We start from the raw sequence: 19,073 nt of genomic DNA, 5'->3' as shown, positions 1-19,073 counted from the left end.
TACAAAACTGTCATATCACTTTTGCATAAGCATCACAGAATCTCGTTAGCGACGCCGCAGAGGCTGACTGCTCCGGCCCTAAACGAAATCAGGAGATACAATGTCCTTCAACAAGCTTTCCGTGTCGGCTCTGGCACTTCTTGCCGTGTCCGCCACCGCCGCCGCAGCACGTGACGAGATCCGCATCGTCGGGTCCTCGACCGTGTTCCCCTATACCCAGGCGGTGGCCGAGCAGTTCGCCAACAACACCGGCGCGCCCTCGCCGATCGTGGAATCCACCGGCACCGGCGGCGGCATGAAGATCTTCTGCGGCGGCATCGGCGAACAGCATCCGGACGTTACCGGGGCATCGCGCGCGATGAAGGCGTCCGAGTACGAGCTGTGCCAGAAGAACGGCGTCACCGAGATTTCCGAAGCCCTGATCGGCTTTGACGGCCTGTCGCTGGCCATTTCGCGGACCAACGATTTCGCCTGGGACCTCACGCTCGGCGAAATCTACCTGGCTCTGGGCGCCCAGGTGCCGGTCGATGGTGAATGGGCCGACAACCCTTACACGACATGGGACCAGATCAATCCCGACCTGCCGGCCGTGGAGATCCTCGCCTACGGCCCCCCGCCGACTTCGGGCACCCGCGACGCCTTCGTCGAACTGGCAATGCACGCCGGTTGCGAGGAACTGGACTTCGTCAAGAACGGTGGTTTCGACGGCGACTGGGTCAAGGAAAACTGCTCGCGCATGCGCACCGACGGGCCCTTCGTCGAAGCGGGCGAGAACGACAACCTGATCGTTCAGCGTCTTGATGCCGACTCCAACGCCATGGGCATTTTCGGCTATTCGTTCCTCTACGAGAACCTGGACAACCTCAAAGGCGTGATGATCGACGGTGTCGATCCGTCGATCGAGACGATCGCCGACAAGTCCTACCCGGTTTCCCGCCCGCTGTATTTCTACGTCAAGACCGCGCATCGCGGCGTCATACCGAACCTCAACGAGTTCATCGAGGAGTACATGTCCGAAGACGCGCTGGAGGCCGGCGGCTACCTGTCCGAGCGCGGCCTCGTCGCGCTGTCTGACGACCGTCGCGCCGCCCTTCAGGATGCGGTGCTGAACGGCAAGTCGATGGACGCTCCGAAGTAAGCGCCAAAGATGGATCGACGGCCCGGGACGCCTGAGCGCGCCCCGGGCATTTCTTTCGAAAGAACAGTCCGATGACAGCTCTTCCCTTTCTCCTGCTCATCCTCGCGGTCGCCGCCGGATACGCGATCAACCGCGGCGCGGCGCGCGCCATTCGTGACGGGGGCAGCAGGCTCCATTCGATGACCTCCTATCACGGGGTGTTCGCGGCGTTGCTGATCCTCGTGCCGGTGCTGACATTCACGCTGCTTTGGCTGGCACTCCAGGGCCCGGTCATCGATCGTATCACGATGAGCGGATTGCCCGACGGAGCGCTGGACGGGCTCGACTCGGGAGGAGTCCAGTTGATCCTGGCCGAGATCAAGTCCGTGTCCCGCGGCCAAATCTTCGGAACACCCGAGGATTGGAAGATCGCCGCCTCGGAACGATACGTTCTGCTCCACACGCGGGCGGACTGGTTCCTTGTCGCCGCGGTTTGCGTTCTTTCACTTGCCCTGCTGGCCGTTGCGCGATCCAGGGTCGCCGCCGATTTCCGCGCTCGCCAAGGGGTGGAGGGGATCGTCACGGGGTTGATGATCTTCTGTTCGACCGTCGCGATTTTCACCACGATCGGGATCATCCTCTCGCTCTCCTATGAAACCTATCGCTTCTTCGAACTCGTTCCCGTGACCGAGTTCCTGTTCGGCCTGAACTGGGAACCCCAGATCCCGCTGCGCGACGACCAGATCGCGGCCGAGGGCGCGTTTGGCTGGCTTCCGGTGATCCTCGGCACGATCGTCATTACCGTCGTGGCGCTGGTCGTCGCGGTGCCGGTGGGTCTTTTCTCGGCGATCTACCTCAACGAATTCGCGCCGAAACGGCTGCGCTCGGTCGTGAAACCGGTGCTCGAGATCCTCGCTGGCGTGCCGACGGTCGTCTATGGCTTCTTCGCCATTCTCGTCGTGGCCCCGGCCATCCGGAGCTTCGGACAATCCATCGGTCTTGACGTATCCCCGAACACCGCCCTGGCCGCCGGTGGCGTCATGGGCATCATGCTCATCCCGTTCATCTCCTCCTTCGCCGATGACGCCCTCTCCGCCGTGCCGCAGGCAATGCGGGACGGTGCGCTTGGCCTGGGATCCACCCGCGGAGAAATGATGACGACGGTGCTCTTCCCGGCGGCACTTCCGGGCATTGTCGGGGGCGTGCTGCTGGCGGTCAGCCGGGCGATCGGAGAGACCATGATCGTGGTGATGGCCGCGGGCCTGATCGCGAAGATGACGATCAATCCGCTGGACAGCGTCACGACCGTCACCGTGCAGATCGTGACCATGCTGATCGGCGACACGTCGTTCGACAACCCCAAGACGCTGGCAGCCTTCGCCCTCGGCATGATGCTGTTCCTCGTCACGCTCGTCATCAACATTTTCGCGCTGCGCATCGTGCGCAAGTATCGCGAAGCCTACGATTGAGGCCACTGCCATGACCGATATCTCCAACGCCCATGGCGCCGCGCCGCGCCGGACAACGTCGTCCGAACTGGTCGCCGCCTCTCTCAAGCGCCGCCGACGCAAGCAGGCTTATCTGCAAGGGGTCGGCCTGGGCGCGATCCTGATCGCGTTCCTGATGCTGTTCATCCTGGTGGCATCACTGGTGTCGACGGGGTGGCAGGCCTTCACGCAAACGCACGTGACCCTCGACGTCTATGTCGATCCCGAGGAGATCCCCGCCGAACGCCTGCCGCGCGGCGGTTTCGACGATGCCCTCGCCGCCTCGCTCGGCCGCATGCTGCCCGGCACCGACATGAGCGATCGAGGCACGGCCCGCGCGGTCGAAGGCATCCTGTCCAACGGCGCCCAGTTCGAGCTGCGGGACCGTGTCGTGGCGGATCCGTCCCTGATCGGGCAGACAATCACCATGACGGTGCCGGTGTCCGACCCGTTCGATCAGTTGAACAAGGGCCTGATCGAGCGCGAAACCCCGGAGGTGAACCGCCGCGTCAAGGACAACGAGGTCGCTTGGTTCGATACGCTGGCCGCCAACGGCGCGATTTCCAAGCCGTTCAACTGGGGGCTGTTCACGAATGCCGACTCGCGATTTCCGGAACTGGCGGGTCTGAAGGGTGCCCTTGTCGGGTCCTTCTGGGCGCTGCTGACCTGCTTCCTGATCTCGTTTCCGCTGGGCATCGGGGCCGCGATCTATCTTGAGGAATTCGCACCCAAGTCCAGGCTCAGCGACTTCATCGAGGTGAACATCAACAATCTCGCCGCCGTGCCCTCGGTTGTATTCGGCCTGCTGGCACTGTCCGTCTTCATCGGCTGGTTCGGGCTGCCGCGCTCTGCCCCCTTCGTCGGTGGCCTGACGCTCGCGCTCATGACGATGCCGACGATCATCATCGCCACGCGCGCAGCACTGAAAGCCGTTCCACCGTCGATCCGCGAAGCGGCGCTCGGTCTCGGGGCGTCCAGACAGCAGGTCGTGTTTCACCACGTGCTTCCGCTGGCCATGCCGGGCATCCTGACAGGGACGATCATCGGACTGGCGCAAGCCCTGGGCGAAACCGCTCCGCTGCTGCTCATCGGGATGAACGCCTTCATCACATCCGCGGCCAGCAGCCCGTTCGACAGTTCGACGGCCTTGCCGACCCAGATCTTCATCTGGGCCGACAGCCCCGAGCGCGGGTTCGTCTCGCGCACCTCGGCAGCGATCCTGGTCCTGCTCGGGTTCCTCGTGATGATGAATGCTGTCGCGATCTATCTTCGGCAGAAATTCGAGCGCAAATGGTAAGCGTCCCAAACCGGAGGACATTTGATATGAACGACATGAGAAAAATCGAATGGGACGCAATGATGACCGATACGAAAATCACGGCACGGGGCGTCGACGTCCACTATGGCGACACGCATGCCATCAAGGACGTGAGCGTCGACATCGCCGACAAGACGGTGACCGCGTTCATCGGACCGTCCGGATGTGGCAAGTCGACCTTCCTGCGCTGCCTCAACCGCATGAACGACACGATCGACATCTGCCGGGTGACGGGCGAGATCAGGATCGACGGCGAAGACATCAACCACAAGTCGGTCGACCCGGTCCAACTGCGCGCGCAAGTCGGGATGGTGTTCCAGAAACCGAACCCGTTCCCCAAGTCGATCTACGACAACATCGCCTACGGTCCGCGCATCCACGGCCTCGCGAAATCCAAGGCCGAGCTGGACGACATCGTCGAAAGATCCCTGCGCCGGGGCGCGATATGGGACGAGGTGAAGGATCGTCTGGATCAGCCCGGAACCGGGCTTTCGGGCGGGCAGCAGCAGCGTCTTTGCATCGCGCGGGCCATTGCGACCGAACCCCAGGTCCTGCTGATGGACGAACCCTGCTCGGCGCTGGACCCCATCGCCACGGCGCAGGTCGAAGAGTTGATCGACGAGTTGCGGCAGGATTACTCGGTGGTGATCGTGACCCACTCGATGCAGCAGGCGGCGCGTGTCAGCCAGAAAACCGCGTTCTTTCACCTGGGGCACCTGGTCGAGTTCAGCGATACCGGCGAGATTTTCACCAACCCAAGGGACAAACGCACCGAAAGCTACATCACCGGTAGAATCGGGTAAGGAAAAGATCATGAACGCAAAACACATCGTGTCCTCGTTCGACCGGGACCTCGAAAGCATCCAGGCAACGGTCATGAAGATGGGCGGTCTCGTCGAAAAGGCACTGATGGATGCGGCCACGGCCCTCAAGACTCGCGACGTCGAACTGGCCGGGCAGGTCCGCGAAGGCGACAAAGTGGTCGACGAGCTCGACATGACGGTCAAGACCGACGCCGCCAGGCTTCTGGCGCTTCGATCCCCCACCGCGGGCGATCTGCGGACCGTGCTTTCCGTCATGGAGATCGCGTCGCATCTCGAACGGTGCGGCGATTACGCGAAGAACATCGCGAAGCGGACGATCGCCATGGCGGAAAGCGGCGAAATCAGCGGCACGCTGACGGCGCTCGGCCGCATGTCCACTTTCGTCGAGGCAATGGTCAAGGACGCGCTGGACGCCTACATCCAGCGGGACACGTCGGCGGCGGCAGAGATCATCGACCGGGACCTCGAGGCGGACCAGATCTACAACACCCTGTTCCGGTCGCTTCTGACGCACATGATGGAAGACCATCGCAACATCGCCGTCGGCATGCATCTGCACTTCATCGCCAAGAACATCGAACGGGTGGGCGATCACGCGACGGGGATCGCCGAGCAGACCATCTATCTCGTGACCGGCGACCTCCCGGATGATGACCGACCGAAGAAGGACCGCACCTCGCTGGAGTTGCAGGAGGCCAAGGACTGATGGCCGAGATGCAAGCGTCCGTCCTGGTCGTCGAGGATGAACCGGCGCAGAGAGAGATCATTTCCTACAACCTCGAGAGCGAGGGATTTCGCGTCATCCAGGCCGAGGACGGGAACGAGGCATTGCTGCTGATCAAGGAGGAAGAGCCCGACCTGATCCTGCTCGACTGGATGCTGCCCGGCACCTCGGGCATAGAGATCTGCCGGCGCATCAAGCTGAACCCATCGCTGCGCATGATCCCGGTCATCATGCTCTCGGCGCGCTCGGAAGAGGTGGACAGGGTGCGCGGCCTCGAAACCGGTGCCGACGACTATATCTGCAAGCCCTACTCTCTGGTCGAAATGATCGCGCGGGTGAAAGCGCATCTGCGCAGATCACGCGCGGCATCGGTCGGAGAACGGTTGACCTATGACGACATCATGCTCGACGCCGAAACCCACAAGGTGTTTCGGGGTGAAAACGAGCTCAAGCTCGGGCCAACCGAGTTTCGCCTTCTGACGACCTTCATGGAGAAACCGGGCCGGGTCTGGAGCCGCGAACAACTGCTCGACCGGGTCTGGGGCCGGGAAATCTACGTCGACACGAGGACCGTGGACGTTCACATCGGGCGCTTGCGCAAGGCCCTGATCCGACACGGTGGAGAGGATCCGATCCGCACCGTCCGCGGTGCAGGATATGCTCTGGGATAGGACACGGCCTGCACCGGACACGGACAGGCCTTGGCGCTTGCCGGTGGCCAAGGCCTGGTTTTCCGAATGCGGCGTCACCTGATCGCTGGACCGCGTATCGGTCCGCCTGGATCCCGGCGTAGCATCTGCTGCGCGCTGACCGGCCTCTGACGCCACGCTTTCAGTCCGGTGGAACCTGGCGCGGCGCAGCCAGGGAATCGCGCCAGACCAGTTCGAGCGGCAGTTCCCGCCCACGCACAGGCCCGGCTCCGGAAATCCGTTCAAGAAGAACCTGCGCGGCCTGCCGTCCCATGTCGCGCTGCGGCACCCGCACCGTCGTGAGCGCCGGCAAGACAACCCGCGCAAGGTCGTGATCGTCGATACCGGTGATCGAAACATCTTCTGGCACTCGCACGCCACGCGCCCGCGCCCGCAGGATTGCGCCGGTGGCCAGAACGTCGTTGCCGCAGAGAATGACGCTCGGAATGGGGGCCCTCGCCATCAAGCGATCGAATGCCTCGTCGCCCCGGTCCAGACTGTAGCGCGTTTCCTGCACACCCACGATCCGCACCCCGCCGGCCGCTTCGGCCACGGCGGCGCGCATACCCTCGATCCGGCCGGCGGCGCGGTCATTGTCCGTGCTGATACCGCCGATGATCCCCAAGGCCCGGTGCCCCAGCCCGATCGCCGCCTCGGCGATCACCTTGCCCGCTTCATGGTTGTCAAACCCGACGGTCGGGGCCTCCGAGGCCGGGTCATGGCACCATGTCAGGACATGCGGAACGGCGCGGCGGGCGAGGTAGTCGCGCGTGGTGGCCGGTCGGTCGGTTCCGATCAGAAGGAGCCCGTCCGCGCCGCTGCCGACCAGCGCCCGAATCTGCCGGAACTCCTGTTCGGGGTCATAGCCGGACGTTGCGACCAGCATCGACTTGCCCGAATCCGACAGCACCTCCTGCACGGCTTGCAGCGCTCCCGCGAACATCGCGTTGTTCATCGTGGGGATCACGACGCCGATCGTGTTGCTGCGCCGCGACGCCAGCACCCGCCCGCCGAAATTGGGCGTGTATCCAAGCTCTTCGATGGCGCGTTCAATCCGTTCACGGGTCTTGCGCGCGACCTTTTCAGGGTCATTCACACAGCGCGACACGGTCGCGGTCGACACACCGGCGTGACGGGAAACGTCCTGCAGTGTCGGATGGCCAGTGCGGTCCATGCGCGAGGTCCAAAAAAACTACGACTGTGAAAATGTAAGCGCTTGCAACAACCGATGCAAGCGCTTACATCTTGGGTGCACTCGCCAGTCCCGACCCGGAAAGAGGAGCCCCGCATGGCGCCCGTCTACCTGAAGAAGGCCACCAAGACCGCCCAGACAGATGCCGGCGACGTGCGGGAGACCGTGCAGGCCATACTCGCCGACATCGAGGCCGGCGGTGACAATGCGGCGCGCACCTATGCAAACCGGTTCGACCAATATGACGGCAACATCCTGTTGAGCGACGACGACATCCGCGCCGCTGCCGACCGCGTGCCGGAAAAGCTCAAGGCCGATATCGCCTTTGCCCATGACAACGTGCGCCGTTTCGCCGAGGCGCAAAAGCAGACCATGCATGATATCGAATTCGAGGTCGTCCCGGGCCTGATCGCCGGGCAGAAGGCGATCCCCGTCCAGGCCGCAGGCTGCTACGTGCCGGGCGGCCGCTACAGCCACATCGCCAGCGCGATCATGACCGTGACCACCGCCAAGGTCGCCGGATGCAAGCACATCGTCGCCTGTTCGCCCCCGCGCCCGGACGAAGGCGTGGCGCCCGCCATCGTCTATGCCGCGCATCTCTGCGGCGCCGACCGGATCATGGCGATGGGTGGGGTGCAGGGTGTCGCCGCGATGACCTTCGGGCTGTTCGGTCTGCCCAAGGCCGACATCCTGGTCGGCCCCGGCAACCAGTTCGTGGCCGAGGCCAAGCGCATCCTGTTCGGGCGGGTCGGGATCGACATGATCGCCGGACCGACCGACAGCCTGATCCTCGCCGATGATACCGCCGATCCCGAGGTCGTGGCGACAGATCTGGTGAGCCAGGCCGAGCACGGCTACAACTCGCCGGTCTGGCTGGTCACCTCCGACCGCGCCCTGGCCGAAACCGTCCTGCAGCGCGTGCCGGAGCTCATCGCCGATCTGCCCGAGCTCAACCGCGCCAATGCCGAGGCCGCCTGGCGCGATTATGCCGAGGTGATCCTCTGTGCCGACCGCGAGGAAATGGCGGCGACATCGGACGAATACGCACCCGAACACCTGACCGTGCAAGCCGATGACCTGCCCTGGTGGCTGGACCGGCTGCAATGCTACGGCTCCCTGTTCCTGGGCGAGGAAACCACCGTCGCCTTTGGCGACAAGGCGTCAGGAACCAATCACGTTCTGCCGACCTCGCGCAGCGCGAAATACACCGGCGGGCTGTCGGTGCACAAATACATGAAGATCGTCACCTGGCAGCGGGCGACCCGCGAGGGCTCGCGCGACGTGGCCGAGGCGACGGCCCGGATTTCCCGCCTCGAAGGCATGGAAGGCCACGCGCGCAGCGCCGATATCCGGTTGCGCAAGTATTTTCCGGATGAATCCTTCGATCTCACGTCGACCGGATAGGCGCGGTGCCGCCGGACCCGATCTTCGATCTTGCAGGCAAGGTGGCCTGCGTGACCGGCGCCAGCAGCGGGTTGGGCCGGGCTTGCGCGATGGCGCTGGCGCAGGCCGGCGGGCGGGTCGTCAGCGTCGCGCGGCGGGGCGATGCGCTGGCCGCATGGCAGGCTGCAACCCCGGGCAGCACGGCGATCCACGAGGCGGATCTCTCGAACCGCGCAAGCTGGCCCGAAGTGGCCGACGCCGTCGCCCAACCGTTCGGATCGCCCGACATCCTCGTCAACGCCGCCGGGATCAACCCGCGCCAACCCGCCGATACGATCACGCCCGAAGATTGGGCCACGACACAGACGCTCAACGTCGCGGCCCCCTTCTTCCTGGCGCAGGCGCTGGTGCCGGCGATGCGAACCAAGGGCTGGGGCCGGATCATCAACTTCGCTTCGCTGCAATCGCGCCGGGCCTTTCCCGACGGCATTGCCTATGGCGCGTCCAAGGGGGCCGTCGAACAGATGACCCGCGCCATGGCCGAGGCCTGGTCGCGCCACGGCATAACCGCCAACGCACTGGCGCCGGGATTCTTCCACACCGAACTGACGGCGCCGGTCTTTGCCGACGCCGAACGGGCGCGCCGCCTGGCCGAGCAGACCTGCATCGGACGCAACGGCACGCCGGAAGACCTGCGCGGCCCGCTGCTGTTTCTCTGCGCCCCGGCTTCGGATTACGTCACCGGACAGGTGCTTTTCGTCGACGGGGGGTTCACCGCGAAATGAAGGCGCTTGTCTATACCGGTCCCGAAAGCCTTGCCCTGCGCGAGGTGCCGGACCCCGTCGCGGGGCCGGGCGAAACCCTTGTCGGCATACGCCACTCCGGCATCTGCGGGTCGGACATGCACGCCTTTCTCGGCCATGACGAGCGCCGCCCCGCGCCGCTCATCCTCGGCCATGAGGCCTCTGGCCTCGTGATCGGCGGGCCGGACGATGGGCGGCGGGTGACGATCAACCCGCTGGTCACCTGCGGCACCTGCCCCGCCTGCCGGGCCGGCAAGACCAACCTCTGTGCCAGTCGGCAGATCATTTCGATGCCCCCGCGCGACGGTGCGTTTGCCGAACTGGTGGCGATCCCGACCCGCAACCTCGTCCACCTACCGGACGACGCCGACCTTGCACAGGCCGCGCTGACCGAGCCACTCGCCTGCGGCTGGCACGGGGTCCGGCTGGGCCTTGCCGCCTTGGCGCAGGAGGCTCGGGACACCCGCGCGGTGGTTCTGGGCGGCGGCGCTATCGGGCTCGGCGCGGCGCTGTCCCTGGCCGCGCGGGGCGCTCTCGACATCACCCTGGTCGAACCGAACACCGCGCGGCGCGCGACACTGGATCGCCAACCGCAGTTTCGCACAGCACAGACCCTGCCCGATGGTGCGTTCGACCTCGTCATCGACGGCGTCGGTCTCGCCGCCACCCGTTCCAGCGCCTGCGCCGCCGTACGCCCCGGCGGCATGATCGTCCATATAGGGCTGGGCGAGGCGAGCGGCGGGCTGGATGTGCGCCGAATGACCTTGCAGGAAATCACCTTCATCGGCACCTATACCTACACGGCACAGGATTTCCGAGACACCGCGCAGGCCATCTTCGACCGCCGGTTCGGGGCGCTCGACTGGGTCGAGAGCCGGTCCCTTGAGGGCGGGGCCGCAGCCTTTGACGACATCCGCGCCGGGCGCACCGCCGCGCCGAAGATCATGCTGACACCGTAACGCCAACCCCGAGGAGAGAGTCCGTGTCCATCGACGAAAGAATCGTGGCCGACCTTGTCGCCAACAGGATCGAATTCGTCACCACCGTACCATGCAAGCAGCTTGGCGGGGTGATCGAACGGATCGAGGCCTGCCCCGACATCCACCACGTCCCCGCCAACAAGGAGGACGAGGGCATGGGCCTCTGCGCCGGGGCCTTCATGGCCGGCAAGCGACCGATGATCATCATGCAGAACACCGCGCTCGGCGTCACGATCAACACCCTGGTGACGCTGACGCAATTCTACCGGATGCCGCTGCCGATGCTGATCTCCTATCGCGGCGAACTCGGCGAGCCGGTGGCCTGCCAGGTCGAGATGGCGGTCCACACCAAGGCGCTGCTCGCGCAGCTGCACATTCCGACCTACCATTTCCACAAGCAGGACGACGTTGCCGAACTCGACAAGATCCTGAAACACACCTTCATGTGCAACAAGCCCGTCGCGATCCTGACCGACGCGTCCTTCTGGGGAGGATACTGATCATGAACCGCTCCGACGTCCTGCGCGCCATCGCGCCCGTGATTTCCGACCAGCTGGTTGTCTGCAACATCGGCCTGCCCAGCCAGGAACTGCACATGATCGACGACCAGCCGACCAATTTCTACATGCTCGGCACGATGGGCCTGGCCTCGTCGATCGGGCTGGGCCTGGCGCTCGGGCAGAAGGAAAAGGTCATCGCCATCGACGGCGACGGATCCGTCCTGACCAATTTCGGCACCCTGCCCACCATCGCCAACAACGAGGCCGACAACTTCATCCTGCTGATCATCGACAATGGCAGCTACGGCTCGACCGGGGATCAGCCGACCTATGCGGGCAAGAAGACCTCGCTGGCGGCGGTGGCCCGGGCCTGCGGCTGCGAGACCGTGGTCGAGGTGGCCGCCGAAGACACGGCGGAGGCGCTGAAAACCGCGCTGGCCGGGGACAGGATGACGATCATCGTCTGCAAGTGCGACAGCGGCAACATCAAGGTGCCCGTCATCACGATGGACCCTGTCGTGATCCGCGACCGCTTCATGCGCGAAGTGGCGCGTCGGAACGCCGGCTGACACGCGCAATTCTGCGGGGTCAGGCCTGTTCCCGCAGATACTCCATCACGGCAGGGCGGACGCTCTGTTCGCCGCGGTGGCGGGCGTCGATGATGACCTTGCGCACCTCTTCGAGATTGCAGCGCAGCAACAGGCTCTTGACCGGACCGATCGACGCGGGTCGCATCGACAGCGACCGCAGGCCGATCGCCGCCAGGCACATCGCCTCGATCGGACGCCCGGCATCCTCGCCACAGAAGCTGAGCGGCGTGTCGGTCCGCGCGCAGCGCTCCACGATCTTTTCGATCAGGCTGAGAAAGCTCACGTTCAGCGTGTCATAGCGTCGCCGGACCCGCTCGTTCTCGCGATCCGCCGCGAAGAAGAACTGCTTGAGGTCGTTGCCGCCGATCGACAGGAACTCGACCTCCCGGAAGAACTGTTCGGGCGCGAAGGCCAGCGACGGGGTTTCCAGCATCGCGCCGACCTCGAGCGTCTCGGGCAGCACGTGACCCAGCTTCACCTCGCGCGCGATGGCCTTGTCGACCTCCTTGCGGGCTTGGCGGTATTCCTCGAACTGCGCCACGAACGGGAACATGATCGTCAACGGCCGCCCGTTGGCGGCGCGGATAAGCGCCTGCAACTGCATCCGCATGACACCGGGCTTGTCGAGACCCACCCGGATCGCCCGCCAGCCGAGCGCCGGGTTGGGCTCGTCATTGGGCTTCATGTAGGGAAGCACCTTGTCGCTGCCGATGTCGAGCGTGCGGAAGACAACCCGTTTGCCATGCGCGGAATCCAGAACGCGCGCATAAAGCTCGGCCAGTTCCATCCGTTTGGGCATCTGGTTGCGGATCAGGAACTGCAACTCGGTGCGGAAGAGCCCCACCCCCTCGGCACCCGATCCCTGCAGCGACGGCAGGTCGGCCATCAGGCCGGCGTTCATGTTCAGTTCGATCCGGTTGCCGCACCGGGTCACCGCCGGCGTGTCGCGGATCGATGCATAGCGCTGCTGCGCCTCGGCCTGCATGGCGATCTTGTCGCGGAAGGCGGTGACGACGCTGTCGTCGGGGCGCAGGTGGACGACGCCCTGGTCGCCGTCAACCATGATGTGATCGCCGTTCAGCGCCTCGGTCGCGATGCGCCCGGCATGGACGATCAACGGGATCGCCAGGGCCCGCGCCACGATCGCCGCATGGCTGCCGACCGATCCGTCCTCGAGCACGACACCGCGCAGGCTGCGGCCGTATTCCAGCAACTCGGCAGGACCAATGTTGCGCGCGATCAGGATCGGGTCCGGCGGCAGATCGGCGCCGGTCTCGCGGCCCTGCCCGGTCAGGATTCGCAACAGGCGGTTGGACAGGTCGTCAAGGTCGCTCAGGCGTTCGCGCAGATAGGAGTCGGTCACCTGCCCGATCCGGGCCCGGGCCAGCGACTGTTCCTTTTCGACCGCCGCCTCGGCGCTCAGGCCGCGGCTGATGTCTTCCTCCATCCGCCGCATCCAGCCCTTGGAATTGGCGAACATCCGGTAGGCTTCCAGCACCTGAAGCTGCTCGCTGTCGCCGCTGCGCGACATGTCGAGCATCTTGTCGACACCGACGCGCAACTGCTCGACCGCCTCCTTGAGCCGCTCGAGTTCCTTCTGCGGATCGTCCGCGATCGGGTTGGTGACCACCACGCGCGGTTCATGCAGCCAGACATGGCCCTCCGCCGCGCCCTCCTGCGCCGTGGTGCCCTTGAATACGACCGGTTGCTGGTGACGCGCCGACAGGGCCGCGCCCTCGCCGACGAAGGCGCCCAGTTCGGTCATCTCGGCGATGACCATCGCGACCACTTCCAACGCATAGGTCTCGTCGGCGGTATAGACGCGCGCGTCATGCGACTGCACCACCAGCACGCCCAGCTTTTCGCCCAGGCGCTGGATCGGGATGCCGAGGAAGGACGAATACCGCTCCTCCCCGGTTTCGGGCATGTAGCGGAAACCCTTTTCCGCCGGCGCATCGGGCGTATTCATCGTCTTGCCGGTCTTGGCGACCCGGCCAACCAGGCCTTCGCCCAGACGCATGCGCGTCTGGTGCACGGCCGCCTGGTCGAGCCCCTCGGTCGCGCAGAGTTCCAGCGTTTCATCGTCCCGGAACAGGTAGACCGAGCAGACCTCGGTTCCCATGCTGTCGGCGATCAGGTGGGTGATCTTGTCGAGCCTGGCCTGCCCGGCCACATCGCTGGCCATGGCGTCTCGCAGACGCCCCAGCAGCTTGCGGCTTTCGCTCTCCATACGCTCGACCATGACTCCGCTTCAGTCCTTTTCGACAGGGCGGCCGCGCGGGATCGCCCTCAGGCCGCCTTGTCCAGTTCGAACGCATCATGCAGGGCTTGCACGGCGAGTTCCATGTATTTCCGGTCGATCAGCACGGAAATCTTTATCTCTGAGGTTGTAATGACCTTGATGTTGATCCCCTCCTCCGAGAGCACCTTGAACATCTTCGCCGCGACCCCGGTGTGGCTGCGCATCCCGATCCCGACGACCGAGACCTTCGCCACGTCCTTGTCGGCGACGAGTTCGGCAAAATTCAACCCCCCGGACGACTTGATGTCGGCCAGCGCCTTTTCCGCCCGCGCCACCTGCGCCGTCGGGCAAGAGAACGTCATGTCCGTGCGCCCCTCTTCCGAGATGTTCTGCACGATCATGTCGACGTTCACCCCGGCATCGGACAGCGCGGAAAAGATCGTCGCGGCGATGCCGGGACGGTCCGCCACCGACAGCAGCGTCATCTTGGCCTCGTCGCGGGAATGGGCCACACCGGCCACAACATTGGATTCCATGATATCCTCCTCATCGCAGACCAGCGTGCCCGCCGTGTCGGATTGTTCCTCGAAGCTGCTCAGAACCCGCAGCCTGACCTTATAGCGCATCGCCAGTTCGACAGACCGCGTCTGCAGCACCTTGGCGCCCAGACTGGCCAGCTCCAGCATTTCCTCGAACGAGATCCGGTCGAGCTTTCGCGCCTTGTCGGTGATCCGCGGGTCGGTCGTATAGACGCCATCGACATCGGTATAGATGTCGCAACGCTCGGCCCCGAAAGCGGCGGCGAAGGCCACCGCCGTGGTGTCGGACCCGCCCCGGCCCAGCGTGGTGATCCGGCCTTCGGGACTGATGCCCTGAAAGCCCGCGACGACCGCCACCCGCATGCCCTGGCCGAACTTCGCCGTGATGTTGTCGGTCGGAATTTCCTCGATCCGGGCGCTGGAATGGCTGCTGCTGGTCTTGACCGGCACCTGCCAGCCCTGCCAGCTGCGCGCCGGAACGTCCATCTCCTGCAGCGTCAGCGCCATCAGCCCGGCCGTGACATTCTCGCCCGACGAAACCACCGCGTCGTACTCGCGGGCATCGAACAGCGGAGAGGTTTCCTCGACCCAGCCGACCAGTTCGTTGGTCTTGCCCGACATTGCCGAAACGATGACGATCACGTCATAGCCCTTGGCGACCTCGACGCCGACGCGTTTGGCCGCGCGGCGGATCCGGTCGAGATTGGCCACCGATGTGCCGCCGAATTTCATCACGAGAACGGGCATGGTCCGGGTCTTTCCGCGCCTGGGCAGTCTGTATCGCCCGCCTCTTATGCGAGGGGTGCCTCAAGGGCAAGTGGGCAAAGACGCGGGGGCGATCGCCCGCCGTGACGTGGGCTCAGAACGGGTGCGACCTGCCGTCCCAGGTTTCAAAACAGCCCGTGCTGTCCAGCGACAGCGCCTTGAACCGCGCCATCAGGCCGGTCGCGGCCTGGTCGACCGTGATGTCGGCACCGCCGCCGCCCATGTCGGTCCGCACCCAGCCGGGATGATAGATGCCGACCGCGATGCCCTCCCCCCGCAGGTCGGCGGCCAGATTCCGCCCGAGGTTCAATGCCGCCGCCTTGGAGGCGCGGTAGATGTAGCTGCCGCCCGGCGCGTTGGTCTGCGACGCCATCTGCGACGAGATGATCGCGATCTTCGGCGCCTCCGACAGCCGCAGCAGCGGCAGCATGGTCTGAACGGTCAGAAAGACACCGGTGACATTGGCGGCGAACGTGTCCTGCCACATGCGCGGCGGATAGCCATCATCCAGAGCCTGCCCCTTGTCGAGATAGACACCGGCATTGCAGATCAGAAGATCGACCGCCTGTCCCGCCAGCGCATCCGCGACCGCGCGATGTTGCGCGGGGTCGACCACGTCCAGCGCCAGCCCGGCGCTGCCGTCGCGCGACGTTCCGGTGACGCGGTTGCCCGCGGCGCGGAAATGCTCGCCAAGCGCGTGACCGATGCCGCGATTGGCCCCGGTGATGACGATATGGGTCGGCTCGGACATGCGCGTCTCCTTGCATGACCGCACGGTCGGCACCGGCGGTCGCTTTGCTTCAGTTGGCCTTGGACTTGGGCAGGAAGGGCAGCGGGGCGACCGGCACGCCATCCTCGATCAGCTTGCGCGCCTCTTCGGGGCGCGCCTCGCCATGGATAGCCCGCTTGGGGGTGTCGCCGTCATGCATCGCGCGCGCCTCGGTCACGAACCGGTTGCCCACATAGTCGGATTCGCGCTCGATCTTGCGGCGCAATTCGGCCAAGGCCTGTTCGGCGGGGCTTGCGGGCTGGCTCAACGGGCCGGGGGCTGGTTCACTGTCGCGCGGCCCGCTCACTCTCGGGGCCATGATCGCCTTCTCGACTTGTGTGCCACCACAGACCGCGCAGGAAACCAGTCCGGCGGCCGCCAGCTTTTCGAAGGCGGCTGCGGATTGGAACCAGCTGTCAAAACTGTGCCCTTCGGCACATTTGAGGGCGTATTGGATCATCGTCCCATCTCGTCGTGCACAGTGTTAGATATCCACCCGGCCGTTGCGATCAAGACAACAGAGCGGCTCAGCGGATCATTTTCGGATCGAAATCGCGCAATATCCGGGCCAGCTCCGGCTCGGACACGCGGTTCGCCGCCTTCGCGGGCGAAAACCACTTGCGCCGGCGCTGGTTCTTTTCGGGATAGTCCGGGGCCAGCGACTTGACGCGGACGGGATAGACGATGGCGACACAGGGCAGCCCGCTGCCATCCAGCACCTTGTTGTAGGAAAACAGTCCAAGCGCCTGGTCCGCCGCCTTGCCGATCACGCCCGCCTCTTCCCAGGCCTCGCGCTCGGCGCAGTGCGCCGGGGTCTTGCCGTGCATCGGCCAGCCCTTGGGTATGATCCAGCGTCCGGTGCCGCGCGACGTCACCAGCAGGACCTGCGGCTTGTTCTTGGCGATCCGGAAACACAAGGCCGCAAACTGGGTGCGCACGTCGCTCTTGTGGGACGCCCGAACAGTGATCGGCAATTGTTTGATCAACATCCCGCGCACTTTGCCTCTGGTTCGTGTTTTTTCGTCAGGTTACACGCGGCGTGCGGGCATTCCACCCCAAAATGCGGCGCGGAAATCCGATTTTCACGGATAGCGGCCTTGGTGACGCAGTCTCAGCGCAACCTGTCCTGCATCCGCGCCGTGAGCGCGGCGACCAGCTCCTGCTGCGGCACGTCGGCATCGATCGCCAGGCGTCTGAGCCCGAAATGCACCCGCGCGATCTGCTGGTAATAACTGGTATAGACGTAATTCGCCGTCGCGCCGGCCACCGCGCCCAGTATCGGCACGGTCTGCGCCGCCAGCTTCTGGCCAAGCGCCGCGGCAAGCTTGGGCGCCACCGTGGCGATCAGCTTGTGCATCGCGCCCCCCGTCAGCGTCAGCCGCAGCGAAATGAACCCGAGGTCGGCCCCGTCATCCTCCGCCAGCGGTCCGGCAGCAGCGAAGACCCGAATGCAGTCGAACTGCACGTTCTCGGCGGATGGATCAAATCCCATGTCGGCGGCGACGCCCTGGATCGAGCGCAGCAGCATCGTGGTCGTGGCCGGCAGTTCGATCAGCGCGGTCGGCAAGCCCCCGAACCCGCCGGCGGCCCCCATTGCCGTGGTCACCGCGGTATTCACCCAGGGCTTCTGGTCCGGCACGGCGCCGCGCGAGCTCTGCGCCGCCTGCATCGCCAGGATCAGCGCCTGCGCCGTCGCCCCGCTCAACTGCGCGCGCACCGGGGCCGGCAACCGGTCGAGCAGGTTCTCGGCCCGCCCGCCGAGCGTCGTCAGCATCTGCACACCGATCCCACCCGCCGCGCGGTACTCCCGCGCCAGCCGGTCCAGTTCCGCCTCGAGGTCAACCGGCTCCACGGTCACGATGTCGTTCATTCCGAACCCTCCGATATCCGCTCCAAGATCGGCACTGCGCGCGGGCTTTTCAATGTTGCCACCCCACGGCGGCGTCAAACCGCGTCCCACCGCTGCACATCACCCGCGACCCCGTCCCAGGCCCCCGGCGTCAGGTCCTGCCCCAGGACCCTCTCCGGATTGGTCGGCGGTGGCATCCGCACATCGGTCAACCGCGAAAAGCCGAAACGCCCGTAATAGGGCGCATCGCCCACCAGCATCACCCGCGTCCATCCGTGCGCGCGCGCCGCCGCCAGCCCGTCGCGGATCAGCACGCCGCCCAGCCCCTCGCCCTGGTGCGTCGGGTGCACGGCGACCGGCCCCAGCAGCAAGGCCGGCAGCCCCCCGACCCGCACCGGCCAGAACCGGATCGCGCCGGTCACGATGCCGCTCTCGTCGCGGGCCACCAGCGACAGTCCGGACACCGGAGGGATGTCGTCACGCAGGCGATAGGAGGACAGCGCTTCGCGACCGGGCGCGAAACACAGGTCATACAGCGCCTCGACCTCCCACCAGTCGTCCTGTCTTTCGGGCTTCAGTTCTATCACGCGAGAGGTCCGTGCGGCGTAATCGGGTGGCAATCGCCCTAACACGCCGCTAGGTCTGGGGCAAACATCCCGGAGACCCCCAATGTTCTACAAACCCGAGGACGGCCACGGACTGCCGCACAACCCGTTCAACGCCATCGTCACGCCGCGCCCGATCGGCTGGATATCGACCCGCGCAGCGGATGGCACCCGCAACCTGGCGCCCTATTCCTTCTTCAACGCCGTGGCCTACGTTCCACCGCAGGTCATGTTCTCCTCGACCGGGGCCAAACCCGACCAGCCCGGCACCAAGGACAGCGTCGCAAATATCGCCGAAACCGGCGTGTTCTGCGTCAACATCGTCGAATATGCGATGCGCGATGCCATGAACGTCAGCTCGGCAGGGCTCGGCCGCGAGGTCGACGAGTTCGACGCCGCCGGTCTCACAGCGCTTCCTTGCGAAACCATCGACTGCCCGCGCGTCGACGGCGTGCCCGCCGCGCTGGAATGCAAGCTGACCCGGATCGTCGAACTGCCCGGCGCGCACAATCGCCTGGTGCTGGGCGAGGTGACGGGCGTGCACATGCGTGACGATTGCCTGCGCGACGGACGGTTCGACGTGACCACCTTCCAACCGCTGAGCCGGCTGGGCTATCGCGACTATTCGCACGTGACCGAGGTGTTCGAGATGATCCGCCCCGACGAGGCCTGAGCACGAGGCTCCCGCGCTGGACCT

20 protein-coding genes are annotated in these 19,073 nt (G+C 65.3%); 12 read left to right on the top strand and 8 right to left on the bottom strand.

Annotation, left to right across the window (positions count from 1 at the left end):
* Window positions 1-100: 100 nt before the first annotated feature.
* The 6 genes from JF290_RS07555 to phoB all read left to right on the top strand — a co-directional run bounded on the left by JF290_RS07555 (window position 101) and on the right by phoB (window position 6,141).
* Window positions 101-1,138: a substrate-binding domain-containing protein gene (locus tag JF290_RS07555; protein WP_199024234.1), complete on the top strand. Its 1,038-nt coding sequence runs from the start codon at window positions 101-103 to the stop codon at window positions 1,136-1,138.
* Between the two features lie 71 nt (window positions 1,139-1,209).
* On the top strand, window positions 1,210-2,586 hold the full coding sequence (pstC, locus tag JF290_RS07550; protein ID WP_199024233.1) for a phosphate ABC transporter permease subunit PstC: 1,377 nt from the start codon (window positions 1,210-1,212) through the stop codon (window positions 2,584-2,586).
* 10 nt (window positions 2,587-2,596) lie between these two features.
* A complete protein-coding gene (pstA, locus tag JF290_RS07545; protein WP_199024232.1) occupies window positions 2,597-3,901 on the top strand; it encodes a phosphate ABC transporter permease PstA in 1,305 nt (434 codons plus the stop codon).
* Between the two features lie 26 nt (window positions 3,902-3,927).
* Window positions 3,928-4,725: a phosphate ABC transporter ATP-binding protein PstB gene (gene pstB / locus JF290_RS07540; protein ID WP_199024231.1), complete on the top strand. Its 798-nt coding sequence runs from the start codon at window positions 3,928-3,930 to the stop codon at window positions 4,723-4,725.
* A gap of 10 nt (window positions 4,726-4,735) precedes the next feature.
* Window positions 4,736-5,452, top strand: a complete 717-nt coding sequence (phoU, locus tag JF290_RS07535; RefSeq protein ID WP_199024230.1) for a phosphate signaling complex protein PhoU — start codon at window positions 4,736-4,738, stop codon at window positions 5,450-5,452.
* Window positions 5,452-6,141 (top strand): phosphate regulon transcriptional regulator PhoB, encoded by a 690-nt coding sequence (phoB, locus tag JF290_RS07530; RefSeq protein WP_199024229.1) that lies wholly within the window; start codon window positions 5,452-5,454, stop codon window positions 6,139-6,141. The genes phoU and phoB overlap by 1 nt, the downstream gene beginning before the upstream one ends.
* A 160-nt stretch (window positions 6,142-6,301) precedes the next feature.
* Here the strand turns inward: phoB and JF290_RS07525 are convergent, their stop codons facing one another.
* Entirely contained in the window at window positions 6,302-7,333 is a 1,032-nt protein-coding gene (locus tag JF290_RS07525) for a LacI family DNA-binding transcriptional regulator (protein WP_199024228.1), read from the bottom strand.
* Window positions 7,334-7,447: 114 nt separating this feature from the next.
* On the opposite strand from JF290_RS07525, the gene hisD reads away from it, so the two are divergent.
* The 5 genes from hisD to comE are packed head-to-tail and all read left to right on the top strand — an operon-like array spanning window position 7,448 to window position 11,586.
* Entirely contained in the window at window positions 7,448-8,755 is a 1,308-nt protein-coding gene (hisD, locus tag JF290_RS07520) for a histidinol dehydrogenase (RefSeq protein ID WP_199024227.1), read from the top strand.
* Between the two features lie 5 nt (window positions 8,756-8,760).
* Window positions 8,761-9,519, top strand: coding sequence for an SDR family NAD(P)-dependent oxidoreductase (locus tag JF290_RS07515; RefSeq protein ID WP_199024226.1), 759 nt, complete (start codon window positions 8,761-8,763; stop codon window positions 9,517-9,519).
* Window positions 9,516-10,496, top strand: coding sequence for a zinc-dependent alcohol dehydrogenase (locus JF290_RS07510; protein ID WP_199024225.1), 981 nt, complete (start codon window positions 9,516-9,518; stop codon window positions 10,494-10,496). The genes JF290_RS07515 and JF290_RS07510 overlap by 4 nt, the downstream gene beginning before the upstream one ends.
* Before the next feature lie 23 nt (window positions 10,497-10,519).
* Complete coding sequence (gene comD / locus JF290_RS07505) at window positions 10,520-11,017, top strand: sulfopyruvate decarboxylase subunit alpha (RefSeq protein ID WP_199024224.1); 498 nt, start codon at window positions 10,520-10,522, stop codon at window positions 11,015-11,017.
* Between the two features lie 2 nt (window positions 11,018-11,019).
* Window positions 11,020-11,586 (top strand): sulfopyruvate decarboxylase subunit beta, encoded by a 567-nt coding sequence (gene comE / locus JF290_RS07500; protein WP_199024223.1) that lies wholly within the window; start codon window positions 11,020-11,022, stop codon window positions 11,584-11,586.
* Between the two features lie 19 nt (window positions 11,587-11,605).
* Here comE and ptsP read toward each other — a convergent pair whose 3' ends face one another.
* The 7 genes from ptsP to JF290_RS07465 form a co-directional block, all read right to left on the bottom strand.
* On the bottom strand, window positions 11,606-13,849 hold the full coding sequence (ptsP, locus tag JF290_RS07495) for a phosphoenolpyruvate--protein phosphotransferase (protein ID WP_199024222.1): 2,244 nt from the start codon (window positions 13,847-13,849) through the stop codon (window positions 11,606-11,608).
* 47 nt (window positions 13,850-13,896) lie between these two features.
* Complete coding sequence (locus JF290_RS07490; protein ID WP_199024221.1) at window positions 13,897-15,135, bottom strand: aspartate kinase; 1,239 nt, start codon at window positions 15,133-15,135, stop codon at window positions 13,897-13,899.
* A 112-nt stretch (window positions 15,136-15,247) separates the two neighbouring features.
* A complete protein-coding gene (locus JF290_RS07485) occupies window positions 15,248-15,904 on the bottom strand; it encodes an SDR family NAD(P)-dependent oxidoreductase (protein WP_199024220.1) in 657 nt (218 codons plus the stop codon).
* A 49-nt stretch (window positions 15,905-15,953) separates the two neighbouring features.
* Complete coding sequence (locus JF290_RS07480; RefSeq protein ID WP_199024219.1) at window positions 15,954-16,382, bottom strand: DUF1178 family protein; 429 nt, start codon at window positions 16,380-16,382, stop codon at window positions 15,954-15,956.
* A gap of 67 nt (window positions 16,383-16,449) precedes the next feature.
* Window positions 16,450-16,911, bottom strand: coding sequence for an NUDIX hydrolase (locus JF290_RS07475; protein WP_199024218.1), 462 nt, complete (start codon window positions 16,909-16,911; stop codon window positions 16,450-16,452).
* A 122-nt stretch (window positions 16,912-17,033) separates the two neighbouring features.
* Window positions 17,034-17,792 (bottom strand): EcsC family protein, encoded by a 759-nt coding sequence (locus JF290_RS07470; RefSeq protein WP_199024217.1) that lies wholly within the window; start codon window positions 17,790-17,792, stop codon window positions 17,034-17,036.
* A gap of 74 nt (window positions 17,793-17,866) precedes the next feature.
* Window positions 17,867-18,358, bottom strand: a complete 492-nt coding sequence (locus JF290_RS07465; protein ID WP_199024216.1) for a GNAT family N-acetyltransferase — start codon at window positions 18,356-18,358, stop codon at window positions 17,867-17,869.
* An 82-nt stretch (window positions 18,359-18,440) separates the two neighbouring features.
* On the opposite strand from JF290_RS07465, the gene JF290_RS07460 reads away from it, so the two are divergent.
* Window positions 18,441-19,049 (top strand): flavin reductase family protein, encoded by a 609-nt coding sequence (locus JF290_RS07460; RefSeq protein WP_199024215.1) that lies wholly within the window; start codon window positions 18,441-18,443, stop codon window positions 19,047-19,049.
* Window positions 19,050-19,073: the final 24 nt, after the last annotated feature.

It is taken from the genome of Sedimentitalea arenosa (assembly GCF_016428585.1).
Lineage (GTDB): Bacteria > Pseudomonadota > Alphaproteobacteria > Rhodobacterales > Rhodobacteraceae > Sedimentitalea > Sedimentitalea arenosa.
The sequence above is the reverse complement of the archived record's forward strand: the minus strand, read 5'-3'. Positions and strand labels throughout refer to the sequence as shown.